The following is a 14,412-nucleotide window of genomic DNA, read 5'->3' on the forward strand; positions in this document are numbered from 1 at the left end:
GTGCGGCGGCGCGCCGGCCGGGCGGCGCTCGTCGTCGTCCTCGTGCTGGCCGTGCTGACCGGCCTGCTCTGGGGGCTGCAGCGGCGGCTGGTCTACCTGCCCGACGACGGGCCGGTGCCGGCCGCCGCCGCCGTGCTCCCCGGGGCCCGCGACGTGACCCTGGAGACCTCCGACGGGCTGCGGCTGGGTGCGTGGTTCGTGCCCGGGGCCGGGCCGGCGTCGCCCGCGGTGCTGGTGGCCAACGGCAACGGTGGCCACCGCGGCTACCGGGCCCCGCTGGCCCGCGCGCTGGCCGACCACGGGCTGGCCGTGCTGCTGTTCGACTACCGCGGCTACGGCGGCAACCCGGGCAGCCCGAGCGAGGCGGGGGTGGCCCGGGACGTCCGGGCCGCGCGGGCGTACCTGCTCGGCGAGGCCGGCGTCGCCCCCGACCTGCTGCTCTTCTACGGCGAGAGCCTCGGGGCCGCGGTGGTCACCGAGCTGGCGACCGAGCACCCGCCGGCCGGGCTGGTGCTGCGCTCGCCGTTCGTGGACCTGGCCGCGGTGGGCGCCGAGCACTACCCGTTCCTGCCGGTCCGCGCGCTGCTGCGGGACCGGTTCCCCGTCGCCGAGCGGGTCGCGACGGTCGAGGTGCCGACGGCGGTCGTCCTGGGGACGGCGGACGCCATCGTGCCGCCGGCGCAGAGCCGAGCCGTCGCCGCGGCGGCGGCGGACCTGTACCGGCTGGTCGAGGTGCCCGGCGCCGGACACAACGACCGGGTGCTGCTCGACGGCGAGGCGCTGGTCGGCACGGTGGTCGACCTCGCCGCCGAGGTCACCGGCTGAGGCACTCCGGCGGGGGAGCCTCCGGCGGGTGTGCGGCGAGGTGCTCGCGGGCCAGCCGCTTCGGTGCCCGGCACAGCCACGCCTCGGTGACCAGCTCGGCCAGCTCCTCGGGGCCGATGACCTCGAGCCGGGCGAGCACGACCGGGTACCCGTCGAAGTGCGGCGTGGTCAGGTACACCGCCGGGTCGTCGGCGAGCAGCGCCTCCTTGGCGCCGAGGTCCGGGACGTACGCGCCGAGCAGCGGCCCGTCGGGGGCCCGGTCGCCCAGGTGCGCGAGGTCGGCCCGGCGCAGCGGCCGCTCCCAGACGAAACCGCGGGCGCGCACCACCCACTGCAGGCTGCCGCGCGAGGTGCGCTCCGCCGTCCCCGGCAGCGCCAGGGCCAGCGCCCGCACGTCCGACCAGTCGGCCACGCGGCGCAGGGTAGCGCCGGTGCGGGGTCAGAAGGCCGACTCGAGGTTCTCGATCAGCGCGAGGCCGTCCCAGGTGGGCGGGGGCATGATGCGGCGGATGGTCATCAGCGGCTGCACCGGGTCCTGCGCGCTCGCCAGCTGGAAGGCGGCCCGGTAGCCCGCGGCCACCGCGCGGGTGACGGCCTCCTGGGTCCACACCCCGTAGGGGTAGGCGAGGAGGTCGACGGGGTGGCCGAGGATGCCGGCCAGCTGCGCCCGCGGCTCGTCCAGCTGGACCCGCCACTGGTCCCCGGCGAGCCGGTCCATCCGCTGGTGGTCGTAGGAGTGGGCGCCGATCGTCATCCCGGCCCGGTCCAGCGCCCGCAGCTGCTCCGTGCTGAGGAACGGGGGGTGGTCCAGCACGACCGTCTGGGGGAAGAAGGTGGCCGGGAACCCGAACCGGGTCAGCTCGGGCAGGGCCACGGAGTGGTCGGTCTCCCACCCGTCGTCGAAGGTCAGCAGGACCGGCCTGGCCGGCAGCGGGGCGCCGTACTCCAGGTGGTCGACCAGCGCGTCGCCGGTGACCGGGGTGTAGCCGCCGTCGCGGAGGGCCTGGAACTGCGCGGTGAGCACCGACGGCGGCGTGACGATCGAGCGGGCGGTGGGGCCGTCCTCCGGACGGTGGTCGCGCAGCTGGTGGAAGCACAGCACCGGGACCGTGGAGCGGGCCAGGATCTCCGCCGGCGTGCCGGGCGTCGGTGGCGGGGTGGTGGTCGGCGGCGTCGTGGGTGGCGGGGGGGAGGCGGTGGTCGGGTCGGGCGGAGGGGGGGTCGTCGTCCGGAGGGACCGGACGAAGGAGGTGGGCCCGCTGGAGCAGCCGCTCAGGACGACGGCGGCCGCAGCGGCCAGGAACTGCCGTCTGCGCACACCGCAGGGTCGCGCGCCTACCGTCCGTGGGCAATACCCGTCGTCGCGGAACCGGGGGGTTCCGTACCCCGGGGTTGGCGGGACTCCCGCGCAGCCGCGACGATGGGGCGGTCGATCGCGTCACGAGGAGGCCGGGTGGACGCCGTCCAGCTGCGGGAAGTGCAGGCACCGCTCAAGCAGCGCTACCGCGACGACCCGGCGTCGGCGTGCGCGCGGATGGAAGCGCACGCCGACTTCTCCGACCCCGGTGTCACGTGCACGGTGCAGACCTGGTCCGGGCCCGCACGGGCCGGCCTGCACCCGGCCACCGGCGGCGACGGGTCGGACGCCTGCTCCGGGGACATGCTGCTGCAGGCGCTGCTGGCCTGCACCGGGGTGACGATGCGCAGCGTGGCCACGGCGATGGGCGTGCAGATCCGCTCGGCGTCCCTGACCGCCCGCGGCTCCATGGACGCGCGCGGGACGCTCGGCGTCTCCCGGGAGGCGCCGGTCGGGTTCGGCCCCATCACCGTGGACGCCGAGCTGGACACCGATGCCGACGACGCGACGCTGGCCAAGCTCGGGCAGCTCACGGAGCGGTACTGCGTGGTGGCGCAGTCCCTGGCCAGCCCGCCGGAGCTCACCGTGCGCCGCGCGGCCGGCTGACCGGGGAGGGGTCGCCGGCCGACCCGTCGTCGCCCGCGGGCACCAGGCCGGCCCGCCAGGCCATGGCGACCAGCTGGGCGCGGTCGCGGGCGGCGAGCTTGGTGAGCACCCGGCCGACGTGCGTGCGCGCGGTGGCCGGGCTCATGTGCAGCGCCCGGCCGACCTCCTCGTTGGACAGGCCCCGGGCCACGGCCACGAGCACCTCCCGCTCGCGTGCGGTGAGCTGCTCCACGAGGCCGGTGTCGGTCGGCGGGGGAGCGTGCAGCGCCGCGGCCAGCACGCTGCGGGTCACGGCCGGGTCGAGCACCGCCTCCCCGGCGGCGGCGGCGCGCACCGCCCGCCGCAGGGCGTCGGGGTCGGCGTCCTTGAGCAGGAAGCCGCTGGCGCCGGCCCGCAGCGCCCCGAAGACCAGCTCCTCGTCGTCGAACGTGGTCAGCGCCAGGACGGCGACCCCGCCGAGCGCGGGGTCGGCGACGATCCGGCGGGTGGTCTCGATGCCGTCGAGCACCGGCATCCGCAGGTCGAGCAGGACGACGTCCACCGGCGCGGCGCGCAGCCGGTCCAGCGCGGCCCGGCCGTCCCCCGCCTCCCCGGCCACCTCGACGTCCCCGCCGCGCCCGAGCACCGCGCGGACCCCGGCGCGCACCAGCGGCTGGTCGTCGACGACCAGGACCCGGATCACGCCGGGGTCCGCACCCGGTCGGCCACCGGCAGCACCGCGCGGACCGCGAAGCCGCCGCCGTGCCGCTGCCCGGCGGACAGCCGGCCACCGAGCAGGCCCACCCGTTCCCGCATGCCCGCCAGGCCGTGGCCGGCCGCTCCGGGGACGCACGCCCCGCGGCCGTCGTCGACGACGCTGACGGTCAGGGCTCCCGGGTCGTGGGTGACGGTGACCGTGGCGGTGGCGGCCCGCGCGTGGCGCAGCACGTTGGTCAGCGCCTCCTGCACCACGCGGTGCACGGTGGCCTCCACGCCGGCCGGCAGCGGCCCGGGCTCGCCCTCGACGGCCAGGCGCACGTCCAGCCCCGTGGCGGCCGTCGCGGCCACGAGCCGGGGGAGGTCGGCCAGGCCGGCCGACCCGGCGCCGTCCTCCGGGTCGCGGCCGCGCAGCAGGCCCACGGTGCCGCGCAGGTCGTGCAGCACGTCGCGGCTGACGGTGCGGATGGTCCCCAGCGCCCGCCGTGCGGCGGCGGGGTCGTCGTCCAGCGCCTCGGCGGCGACGGCGGCGTGCAGGGTGACGACCGCCACGGCGTGGCCGAGCGAGTCGTGGACGTCGCGGGCGATGCGCATGCGCTCCTCGGCGACCCGGCGGGCGGCCTCGGCGTCCCGCTCCTCGGCCGCCCGCCGCAGCCGTTCGGCGGTCTCGGCCCGCCACCGCCGGCGGGAGTGCACCGCGTCGCCGAAGGCGAGCACCGCGGCCAGGAGGACCGTGGAGAGCGCGAGGTCGTAGCCGAGGACGAGCCCCGGGTTCTCGTCGGGGGAGGGCTCGACGAGCCGCCAGGTCGTGGTGAGGGCGGTCAGGACCACACCGGCGGCGGCGCCGGTCCGCCAGCGCCCGGCCTCGGCGAGGGTGTAGAAGGCCGGCGCGAGCGGCACGACCAGGCCGACCGCGGAGTAGCCGAGCACGTAGTACAGGTAGAGGACGGCCAGCGTCGCGGCGAGGGCCACCACCGGGCGGTGCCGCAGCACCAGCACGGGCGCGCCGAGGAGGGCGAGCAGGAGCACCGCCCCGAGGTCGGCCGGCCGGGCCTCGGGCTCCAGGTGGGCGGCGAGCGCGGCCCACGAGGGCAGCACGGCGGCGAGGGCGAGGGCGACGTCGACGCGCCCGGGGCGCCTGGTCATGCGGCGAGGCTAGGACGTCGCGGCGGCCCGTGGCGTCCGCTCCGGAGCGCGGCCGGCGGCCCGCAGGTACGCCCAGGTGCGTACCCGGATCGGTCCGGCGGGCGGACGACGGCGACCGGTCCCGTTCCTAGCGTCCGGAGCCGTCCCGCCCGCTCCCGCCAGGAGGCCGCCGTGCTCGCCTCGCTCGCCCGCCGCTGCATCCGGTACCGCTGGCCGGTCACCGCCGTCTGGATCGCCGCCGTCGTCGCCCTGACCGCGCTCTCCGGTGCCTTCGCCGGCCCGACCAGCGACGACTTCGCACTGCCCGGGTCGGAGAGCCGGCGCGCCGCGGACCTGCTCGCCGACGCCGGGTTCGAGGCCCGGTCGGGGACCTCGGCGCAGGTGGTCCTGCAGGCCGACGGCGGGGTCGACACCCCGGCGGTGCGCTCGGCGGTCGACGACCTGGCGGCCGCCGTCGAGGCCGGGCTGCCGGGCGCGGAGGTGACCGGCCCGTTCGAGCCCGGCGGGCAGCACCAGGTGGCGCCCGGCGGGGACGTCGCCTACCTGCAGGTCGACCTGCCGCAGCGCGACCCCGCCGACGTGGCCGAGGCCGCGGCGACCCTCGACCGGCTCCGCGGGGACCTCGACGTGCCCGGCCTGCGGGTGGAGATCGGGCTGCCGGTGGAGGAGCAGGCCGGGAGCGGCCCGCCGGCCGAGGTGATCGGCGTGGCCGCGGCCGCGGTGGTGCTGCTGGTCGCGTTCGGCTCGTTCGTGGCGATGCTGCTGCCGCTGGTGGTGGGCGTGCTCGGCGCGGCCTGCGGGGTGGCGGCGATCGGCCTGGCCGCGCGCGTCCTCGACGTCCCGAGCTTCGCCGGTGCCGCCGCCGGGATGGTCGCGGTCGGGGTCGGCATCGACTACTCGCTGCTGGTCGTCACCCGGTTCCGGGAGGCCCGGCGCGCGGGGCTGGCGGTGCCCGACGCGGTGGCGCTGGCCCAGCACACGGCCGGCCGGTCCGTGCTGTTCGCGGGCACCACGGTGGTCATCGCCTCGCTCGGCCTCGTGCTCATGGGGATGGAGATCATCACCGGGGTGGCGCTGGGCATCGCCGCCTCGGTGCTGGTGACGATGCTGGGCGCGGTGAGCCTGCTGCCGGCGCTGCTCGGCATCGTCGGCGGCCGCATCGACCGGACGGCGAGGTCCCGCCGCCGCAGCACCGACGGGTCGGGCGCGGCCGCCGGGCGGTGGGCCCGCACGGTGCAGCGGCGTCCCGTCGCCTGGGCCACGGCCGCGCTGGCCGCCCTGGTGCTGCTCGCGCTGCCGGCGCTGGACCTGCGGCTGGGGTTCAGCGACGCCGGGACCCTGCCCGAGGGGTCGACCGCCCGGCAGGCCTACGACCTGGTGGCCGAGGGGTTCGGCCCGGGGGTGAACGGGCCGCTGGTGGTGGCCGTCGACGCGCCCGGCGGCGGGGCGGCCGCTCCGGCCGCGGAGCTGGCGGCGGCCGTCGGCGACGACCCCGGCGTGGCGTCGGTGGGCCCGCCGGTGCTGTCCGGGGACGGCGGGACCGCGGTGCTGCAGGTCGTGCCCGCCTCCGCGCCCCGCGACGAGGCGACCGCCGAGCTGGTGCACCGGCTCCGGGAGGACGTCGTCCCGGAGGTCGTCGGCGGCACCGGCGTGGAGGTGGCGGTCGGCGGGGCGCAGCCGGCGGCGATCGACCTCGCCGACTACACCGCCCAGCGGCTCCCGCTGTTCCTGGCCGTCGTCCTGGGGTTGTCGTTCCTGCTGCTGACCGTCGTGTTCCGGGGCCTGCTCGTCGCGCTCAAGGCGGTCGTGGTGAACCTGCTGTCGATCGGGGCGGCCTTCGGGGCGCTGGTCGCGGTGTTCCAGTGGGGGTGGGCGGGCGACCTGCTCGGCGTCGAGGGCGTGGCCCCGGTCGAGGCCTGGGTGCCGATGATGCTGATCGCGATCGTCTTCGGGCTGTCGATGGACTACGAGGTGTTCCTGCTGTCCCGGATCCGGGAGGAGTACGACTCGAGCGGCGACAACGCCTCGGCCGTGGCGACCGGCCTGGCGCGGACGGCGCGGGTGATCACCGCCGCGGCGGCCATCATGGTGTGCGTCTTCGGCAGCTTCGTCCTGGGCTCGGCGCGGGAGCTGCAGCTGTTCGGCTTCGGCCTGGCGGTGGCGGTGCTGGTCGACGCGACGCTGGTCCGGCTGGTGCTCGTGCCGGCGACGATGGAGCTGCTCGGCCGGGCGAACTGGTGGCTGCCGCGCCGGCTGGAGCGCGCCCTGCCGCACCTCACCGTGGAGGGCGCCGCCCCGCGGCCGGCACCGCGGGAGGAGGAGCCGGCGGCGGTCGGTGCCGGGTGAGGGGGGCCGGGCCGGGCCGGGCGCACGCTCCCTCCCGGGGTCCTACGTCTTCGAGTGCAGTTGCACTCGAAGACGTAGGACCCCGGGTCGGTCCTTGGCGGTCGGTCACCGCTGCCGGCCGGTGGGTGACACCCGAGCGGGTGGCCGGGTGGGCGGCGTCGTCCACAGATCGTGGGGACCGTGCCCCGCGGAGCGCCCGGTTCTCCTAACGTCCCTCGTCCCGTCCGCTGGGCGGGTGGCCGGATGCGGGACGACGACGGGGGGAACGTGCCGACTGCGACCAGTGCGTTGGAGGTCGTCGACGGCGAGGTGCGGGAGCTGATCCGCCGCCGCGGGCTGGACCCCTTCGGCGACCCGGCGCCGGTGCGGCTGCTGGTGCGCAACGTGGTGGCCGACTACTCCGAGCGCTCGCTGACCTCGGCGCTGCCGCTGATCGGCGACGCGGAGTCGGTGGTCCGCGACGTGCTGGACCGGGTCGCCGGCTTCGGGCCGTTGCAGCGCTTCCTCGACGACCCGGAGGTCGAGGAGGTCTGGGTCAACGAGCCGGGCAGGGTGTTCGTGGCGCGCCGCGGGCGCAGCGAGCTGACCACCACGATCCTCGGCGCGGGCGAGCTGGCCGACCTGGTGGAGCGGATGCTGCGCACGTCGGGGCGGCGGCTGGACATGTCGACGCCGTTCGTCGACGCGATGCTCCCCGACGGCTCCCGGCTGCACGTGGTCATCCCCGACATCACCCGCCGGCACATGGCGGTCAACATCCGCAAGTTCGTGCTGCAGGCGCACTCGCTCGACGAGCTGGTGGCTCTGGGCACGCTGACCGTGCCGGCGGCGCGGTTCCTGGAGGCCGCGGTGGCCGCGGGGCTGAACATCCTGGTGGCCGGGGGCACGCAGGCGGGCAAGACGACGCTGTTCGTCTGACTGGCTCCTCGACCCGGAGGCGGTCGTCCACCCGCTTGGACGGCGCCAACCGCCGCACCACGGTGTGAGAATCGAAGGCCAACGAGAAGTGCAGATGCGTCGGGGCAATGCATGGCAGCGCGGCGTGTCGACGGGCGGAACGCCAAGATCCGCGAACTTGTCCCCTGAGCGTGGTCCCCGCCTGTCGCCACCGCCATCTGAGCCAACAGCGACGACGGTCCTTCGCAACGTCTCAGGACACGTGGACGGTGACGGATTCCGAACCGGCACGGTCCCCGACACCCGCGGTGAGCGTGATCACATGGGTCCCGGGCTCGAGGCGGGCGTCGACCTGGCGCCCGTACCCGAGCTCGCCCTGCAGGTCGGAAGCCCAGGCGAGCTGATCGACCTCGGCGCGATCCTCCTCGCGCCACCAGCCGTTCCCGACAAGCTGGGCCTCCGGGCCGACCTGCTCACCGTCGCCCGGGCGCTGGATGACCGCGACGCACGGTTTCGCGCGCACGTGGAAGGGCTCGCTGACGGTGCGACTCGCGCGCAGGCCGATCGAAGCGACGACGGCGATCCGGCACGCGTCGCCGCCTCCCAGGCTCTCGAAGTCGACCCGGTAGGCGGTCTCCATCACGCTCATCGACAAGGGGGACCAGGTCTCCCGGTCGTTGCTGTAGTCGACGAAATACGTGGCGGTCCCGGGCTCCGCGTCGGACTCCCAGCTGATCGTGAACTCTCCCTCGGCCTGGCCCGTGGGCACGTCGACCAGGCGTAACTCCGGAGCCCGGGCGGGTACGTCGACCGAGGCCAGGGGGACGGCGGACCGCCCCGACGCGTCCAGCCTCAGGACGTCGAGGCGGACGGCCTCCTCGGGCACGTCGACGGTGCCCCGCAGGCTCACCGCCTCTGTCTCGCAGTTGCTGCGCGCGACGAGCAGGCTGCGCGTCAGCGTGCGCCCCTCGACGTCGAGGGCCTCCGCAACGTGCAGGAGCGGACCGTCGTGCCACTGCTCGGGCGGGATGCCGGTCGGGAACGCGGGGCGGAGGGTTAGGTGGCCCTCGGCGTCCAACCGCCCGGACAGGCGGAGCCGGTCGGTCATGGTGTCGTCCTCACTTCAGCTTGTCGAGCAGGATGTTCCACAGCGCGACCGAGGGCCACCGGTCGTCGTATACCAATGGCGCCGGGGGCCGGCAGTACGACATGAGCTCGGGATGTCCCGAGGGGAACAACGCGCTGTCGGAGCGGCGCCACCCCACGGTCCCGGGCTCGACGACGCCCGGAAGCCGCGGATCCGGGTCCTTGGGACCGCCGCACGGGGCGTGCCCCACCCCCAACGTGTGGGCCATCTCGTGGGCGAACGTGCCGGGCTTCCCCTTCTGCGCGAGCATGACCCGCCGGTCGTCGAGCAGCGGCCACGGGCGGTCCACGTCCTTGTGGGCGATGCCGTTGGTCGTCGAGGCCGGGTCCTGCGCTGTGCCGTACGTGGGGTTGGCGGGCACGACGGCCGCGAAGACGCTGTCGAAGTCGTCGAAGCGGTCGGCGTAGTCGTCGAGGTCCTCGAGCAACTCATCCCAGCCGTCCTCGTCAATCAGGTTCACCGTGGTGGCGAGGACGGCCTCCCCGGCGGCGGGTATGCGCACGACGAGTCCCGTGTCCGCGAGCGGGTACCGGTCGACCACCCCGACGGTCGACGCGCGCCAGTCGTCGATGCTCGGCGCGGGTGCCCTGGAAGCCGGGTTGTCATCCCGCACGCGCACTCTGACCACGGTGAGCGGCCCGCCGCGCTCCGTCCGCACCGTCCGGGTCCCGCTGGTGCCGACGACCTCGGTGCCGAAACCGGGCAGGCCGGAGACCCGGACCGTCACGCGTATGGTCACCTCACCCTGCACGAGGTGGCCGGGCACGAGGAAGGCCAGAGCGCGGCCGGCGCTCGCCCGGTCGGCGTCGGTGAAGGACCCCTTGACAGTGAGCGGCGCCGCGGCCGGCACCGTGGCGACGACGACCCCGTTCCGCTCGACGAAGAGGGTGGCCTGGACCCCGCCGACCTCGCCGGGGGTCCCGGTGTAGCTGAACCGGCCCAGACCGCTCGTCAGGTAGGCCCGGACCCCCGTCGTCCGTCCCTCGACCAGCCGGACGGTGTGCGCGACGTCCTGCAATCCCTGGGTGACCTCGAGGTGGGCGACGCGGAGCCTGGGACGTGCCGCCACCGTCATGGTGCGCACGTGCTGGTCCGCCCCGCAGGGACCTGAGACACGCAGGTGCACCTTGCACTGCACGGGAGACGTCACGGCCGGCACGGTGAACTCGTGATGCCGGTGGCCGCCGCCGGCGACCGTACCGAAGTCGGCGACCGTAGCCCCGGCCCGCGTGACCCAGACCTGCGTGGTGGCGCGGGCGTGCGGTGTGACGTGGCAGGAGATCGAGACAGGCGCGCCGGGCTCGACGCGGATCGGGTCCCTGGTGCCGTCGAGGAGGAAGGACGTGACCGCCGCCGTGCCGCCCTCGAACAGAACGGTGGTCTCGCCGGCCCGGTAGGCGGTGAAGATCTGGCCGCACCTCAACAGGCTCGCCTCGAGGATGTGCAGGTCGATCCGGCCCGGGGCCGCACCGGGAGGAACGACGACGCGGATGCGCGTGTCTGTCCATTCCAGCGCCGCCGAGTGGGGGACGGGCGCGGCCGTCCCTGGGAAGGCGACGCTGCCGGTCGTTCCGAAGTTCGTCCCGTTGAGGGTCAGCTCCTGTCCGGGACACGCGTCCGGGGGCGCGAGTTCCTTGATGCGGTAGTAGGGCGCCCGGTCGCGGATATGGGCGACCTCGACCGTGGCGGCGACCAGGCACCGCTGCTGAGGGGACGGCGGCAGCACGAGCGGCGAGCGGAATATCTCGACCAGGTCCAGGACCGTGGGCGAGACCTTGATCCCCACGCCCTTCGGCTTCCCTCCCGGCACGTACGGGATGCCGGGGAACCCCGGAATGCCGGGGAGTCCGCTGATGCCGGTCGGCTTCGGCAAGTTCCCCGAGAAGGGGATGGGTCCCGGCATCCCCATAAGGGTGCGCATGGTGGGCACGTCCCCGGCCGCGACCGTGGCGCCCAGCGCCCTGAGCCACGGGCGGACCGACAGCACGGCGGTCAGGCCGGCAGCTAGCTCGGCCTGCTCGTCGACGGTGCGGCCCACGACCACGACGGCGGCCACCAGGACGCCCAGGGCGTCGGAGGACACGACGTCGTCGACGTCGTCGGGGAGGGCGTCCTTGCTGCTCCACCGCAGGTCGTTCTCGCCGCCACGGTCAACGACCCGCCCCTGGGCCGTGAAGTCGGTCTCGCCGGCCCAGGACCGCAGCGCCTCGCGGACGGTGCGGGCCGCCGAGGCGTCGCCGAGGAGCGCGCGCTGCGCGGGTTCGACCAGCCCGTCCAGCCAGGCGAGGCGTCCCACGGCGATGTCGAGGACGCTGCTCGAGCCCTCCGGAAGCAGCTCCGCGGCCTGCAGGAAGGCGACACCGCGGGCGACATCGTCGACCGATCCGAGGAGCAGTCGTGGCGGCCTGGTCTCCGCATCGGCAGGGAGCTGCTCGAGATCCAGATCGGTGACCCCGCCGTCGAGGCGGGCCTCCCGCCGTGCCACGAGATCGCCTCGGTCATCGCGCGCCTCGACGAGGAGCACGGACTCCTCGTGGCCGTCGAGCGGTACGTCCACGGCGTACTGGCCGTCCGGCAGGGAGGCCGACTCCGCCAGCACGCCCCCGTCCCCGGCAACGAGTACCTGCAGTCGCAGCGGCGGTCCCGAGACCCCCTCGTGCAGCACCCGTCCGTGGACACGCGTGAACTCGCTGGCCATCGTCTCGCCCTTCGCCTGGCGGCATGTTGTGCGTACACCTGCCTCGGCGATGGGTCGCCCATGGCAGGTGGACACTCGTGACTGGAGTCGATCGCGCAGGCACGAGCCGAAGGCCGCGACCCGAGTCGCCGTCGCTGTCACCCCTCCGTGCCGGCCGGGGCTCGCGGCCGGGGCGAGTTGCCCCACCGGGAGGATGGCCCTGGCGGACCCACTTGTCACCGCGTCGCTGCGCGGAGCGAGTCGCTGGTACTGAAACTGCCCGATGCGCACAGTCACACATGACGAGTCGCCCGGATGTGGCTGCTGAACTGCCTGTGCGCGGCGATCCCGGCGCGCGAGCGGGTGGTGACCTGCGAGGAGGTCTTCGAGCTCGCGATGACGTTACGGTTGCACATGTGCGAGCCGCTCTCTACCTCCGCCAGTCAATGGACCGTGATGGGTCGGGCCTAGCCGTCGCCCGACAACGCAACGATTGCCTCAAGCTGTGCGCAGAACGAGGCTGGGAGCCTGTCGAGTACGTCGACAACGACGTCAGTGCCTCCAGCGGCAAGGCCCGCCCGGCCTACACCCGGATGTTGGCTGACATCGCTGCAGGCAAAGTTCAGGCAGTCGTCGCCTGGGACCTGGACCGCCTTCACCGCCGACCCATCGAACTCGAGGGCTTCATTGACCTTGCTGACCGGCATCGGCTGGCGCTCGCCACTGTCGGCGGGGATGCCGACCTCTCGACAGACAACGGCCGACTGTTCGCCCGCATCAAGGGGGCAGTCGCCCGCGCCGAGGTCGAACGGAAATCAGCTCGCCAGAAGGCCGCCAACCGTCAGCGCGCAGGCATGGGAAAGCCGCCCGCCGGAGGGTTGCGAGCTGTCGGTTATGAGGCCGACGGGAAGACCATCCGCGAGGACGAGGCCGCACTAATCCGAGAGGCCTACCGGGAACTGCTGGCCGGCGGCAGCCTCCGCAGCATCGCTGCCCGGTGGAACGCCGCAGGCTTCACCAGTGCACGCGGCGGACGGTGGCGCCCCGACTCCGTGCGCTACGCGCTCAGGAACCCGCGGAACGCGGCGCTTGCCATTCACCGACGCGAGGAGATCGGCCCAGGCAACTGGCCCGCGATCGTTCCCGAGGAGACGTACCGTGCCGCCGTGGCACTCCTCGATGATCCCAGCCGTAGGACCACGCCGACGACAGCCCGCCGGTACCTACTCGCCGGGCTGGCCCGCTGCTCCTGTGGAGCCCCGGTCATCACAGGACGCACGCAACACGGGCAGCGCACATACCGGTGCTCACGGGCCCGCGGCCATATGTCCCGAGCGGCCGAGCCCATCGATGACTGGGTCACCCGAGCCATCATCGGGCGTCTCTCGGCCCCCGATGCCGCTGACCTGTTGACCTCGGAGAAGGTGGATGTCGCCGGGCTCAGAGAGGAAGGAATGGCCCTCCGGGCGAGGCTCACCGAGCTCGCTGACCTGTTCGCCGACGGGACCATCACCTCGGGGCAGCTTGCACGCGGCACCGATCGGGCCCGCACTCGCCTAGCCGTTGTCGAGCAGGAGCTGGCGGCTGCCGGCAGCGTGCCGGTGCTCGGCGACCTCGTCGCCGCCGCCGACGTCGGAGCTGTATGGGAGCGACTGGACCTCGACCGGCGCCGTGCCGTCATCGACACCCTCGTCACGATCACACTGCTGCCGCCGGGGCGGGGCAAGCGAACGTTCGACCCGTCAACGGTCGTCATCGAACGGAGGAAGCCGTGAAGAACATGTTCGGTGACCCGATCCTCCGCGTCATGGAGGGGCCGACCGTCATCGTGGAGTTCCTTTGCGTCAATGGGCGCTGGACTCCGCAGGACACTCGTTCGAAGGCGCGGCAGCGGTTCGTCGAGCGCCGAATGGCCGCTGAGGAAGCGGCTTTGGCAGCGGGTGAGGTGGACCTGTGGGACATCGCCGACGCCCACATTAGGGACGACCTAGCACACAATGGCAATCGCTGGCGCCTCACCGAACTTGTTGGCGATACGCCTCTTCACGAGGCGTTCCGTCCGGAGTGGCACGGCTTGCCTCCGCGGAGCATTCCGGGGTACCGCGAGGTTCTCGTCCTCGGTCAGGGCCGGACATTCCGAACGGAGAGGCTCTACCCCCTCTTGACCAAGATCCATGAAGTTGGTCAAGGTGCCGTTCAGCTCGACACGCTGGGCAAGGTCTACGAGACGGCCTGCGCAACTAAGAGTTAGCGAGCTGCTACGCTAAGTATCGCAAGACGAGCCGGGCAACGCACCCGGTGCAGCGCCACCCGGCGCCGGCATTTCAGAGCTCCGCGAGAGTGGGGCTCACCTCGCACGCCCGAGGGACGAAATGCCGAGGGACGAAATGCCCGAGTGGACTCACCACCGCGCCCGCGTAGCTGCACTATCCCGTGATCGAGCTCCCGACGACCCTGAGCTTCTTGCCGCTCGCGCCGATTTCGCTGCCGCCCGCCAGAAGACCGAGGTCGACCGGCTTGAGAAGGAACTGGCGAAGCTAGTCGCCCGCCTCACCGAAACGCCCATTAGTGCGAGCGAGCGCGCAAGACTAGCTGTACTGCTCGGACAGGTTGGTCAAGCGGGTGATGGGCGGGCGGTTGCCGATCGCGGTGTGGGGCCGGTGATGGTTGTACTCGTGCAGCCAGGCCGGCAGGGCTTTCCGGCGGGCTGACTCG

13 protein-coding genes are annotated in these 14,412 nt (G+C 74.1%); 6 read left to right on the plus strand and 7 right to left on the minus strand.

The window, feature by feature from the left end; all coding sequences use genetic code 11:
• Nucleotides 1-825: an alpha/beta hydrolase gene (locus tag ACI8AC_RS14555; RefSeq protein WP_456898505.1), complete on the plus strand. Its 825-nt coding sequence runs from the start codon at nt 1-3 to the stop codon at nt 823-825.
• On the opposite strand, the gene ACI8AC_RS14560 is transcribed toward ACI8AC_RS14555, so the two are convergent.
• Both ACI8AC_RS14560 and ACI8AC_RS14565 read right to left on the minus strand, forming a co-directional pair.
• On the minus strand, nt 815-1,237 hold the full coding sequence (locus ACI8AC_RS14560; protein WP_456898506.1) for an MmcQ/YjbR family DNA-binding protein: 423 nt from the start codon (nt 1,235-1,237) through the stop codon (nt 815-817). The genes ACI8AC_RS14555 and ACI8AC_RS14560 overlap by 11 nt on opposite strands.
• A gap of 27 nt (nt 1,238-1,264) precedes the next feature.
• A complete protein-coding gene (locus tag ACI8AC_RS14565; protein WP_456898507.1) occupies nt 1,265-2,143 on the minus strand; it encodes a polysaccharide deacetylase family protein in 879 nt (292 codons plus the stop codon).
• Between the two features lie 135 nt (nt 2,144-2,278).
• On the opposite strand from ACI8AC_RS14565, the gene ACI8AC_RS14570 reads away from it, so the two are divergent.
• Nucleotides 2,279-2,788, plus strand: coding sequence for an OsmC family protein (locus tag ACI8AC_RS14570; protein ID WP_456898508.1), 510 nt, complete (start codon nt 2,279-2,281; stop codon nt 2,786-2,788).
• Here the strand turns inward: ACI8AC_RS14570 and ACI8AC_RS14575 are convergent.
• Together ACI8AC_RS14575 and ACI8AC_RS14580 are read right to left on the minus strand one after the other, a co-directional pair.
• Complete coding sequence (locus tag ACI8AC_RS14575; protein WP_456898509.1) at nt 2,763-3,470, minus strand: response regulator; 708 nt, start codon at nt 3,468-3,470, stop codon at nt 2,763-2,765. The two genes, ACI8AC_RS14570 and ACI8AC_RS14575, sit on opposite strands and share 26 nt — an antisense overlap.
• Nucleotides 3,467-4,630, minus strand: coding sequence for a sensor histidine kinase (locus ACI8AC_RS14580; protein WP_456898510.1), 1,164 nt, complete (start codon nt 4,628-4,630; stop codon nt 3,467-3,469). The genes ACI8AC_RS14575 and ACI8AC_RS14580 overlap by 4 nt, the downstream gene beginning before the upstream one ends.
• Nucleotides 4,631-4,801: 171 nt before the next feature.
• Between ACI8AC_RS14580 and ACI8AC_RS14585 the strand changes: the two genes are divergently transcribed.
• The gene (locus tag ACI8AC_RS14585) at nt 4,802-6,976 is read left to right on the plus strand and encodes an MMPL family transporter (protein ID WP_456898511.1); all 2,175 of its coding nucleotides are present in this window, start codon (nt 4,802-4,804) and stop codon (nt 6,974-6,976) included.
• Nucleotides 6,977-7,243: 267 nt separating this feature from the next.
• Nucleotides 7,244-7,894, plus strand: coding sequence for an ATPase, T2SS/T4P/T4SS family (locus ACI8AC_RS14590; protein WP_456898512.1), 651 nt, complete (start codon nt 7,244-7,246; stop codon nt 7,892-7,894).
• Nucleotides 7,895-8,126: 232 nt separating this feature from the next.
• Here ACI8AC_RS14590 and ACI8AC_RS14595 read toward each other — a convergent pair whose 3' ends face one another.
• Both ACI8AC_RS14595 and ACI8AC_RS14600 read right to left on the minus strand, forming a co-directional pair.
• Nucleotides 8,127-8,981, minus strand: coding sequence for a hypothetical protein (locus ACI8AC_RS14595; RefSeq protein WP_456898513.1), 855 nt, complete (start codon nt 8,979-8,981; stop codon nt 8,127-8,129).
• Nucleotides 8,982-8,991: 10 nt separating this feature from the next.
• Nucleotides 8,992-11,988, minus strand: a complete 2,997-nt coding sequence (locus ACI8AC_RS14600) for a hypothetical protein (protein WP_456898514.1) — start codon at nt 11,986-11,988, stop codon at nt 8,992-8,994.
• Between the two features lie 125 nt (nt 11,989-12,113).
• On the opposite strand from ACI8AC_RS14600, the gene ACI8AC_RS14605 reads away from it, so the two are divergent.
• On the plus strand, nt 12,114-13,472 hold the full coding sequence (locus tag ACI8AC_RS14605) for a recombinase family protein (protein WP_456898515.1): 1,359 nt from the start codon (nt 12,114-12,116) through the stop codon (nt 13,470-13,472).
• Nucleotides 13,469-13,948: a hypothetical protein gene (locus ACI8AC_RS14610; protein ID WP_456898516.1), complete on the plus strand. Its 480-nt coding sequence runs from the start codon at nt 13,469-13,471 to the stop codon at nt 13,946-13,948. The genes ACI8AC_RS14605 and ACI8AC_RS14610 overlap by 4 nt, the downstream gene beginning before the upstream one ends.
• Before the next feature lie 337 nt (nt 13,949-14,285).
• Here the strand turns inward: ACI8AC_RS14610 and ACI8AC_RS14615 are convergent.
• Nucleotides 14,286-14,412, minus strand: a 127-nt coding sequence (locus ACI8AC_RS14615) for an integrase core domain-containing protein (protein WP_456898519.1), incomplete at its 5' end; no start/stop codon positions are given.

Source organism: Geodermatophilus sp. SYSU D00758 (assembly GCF_054049955.1).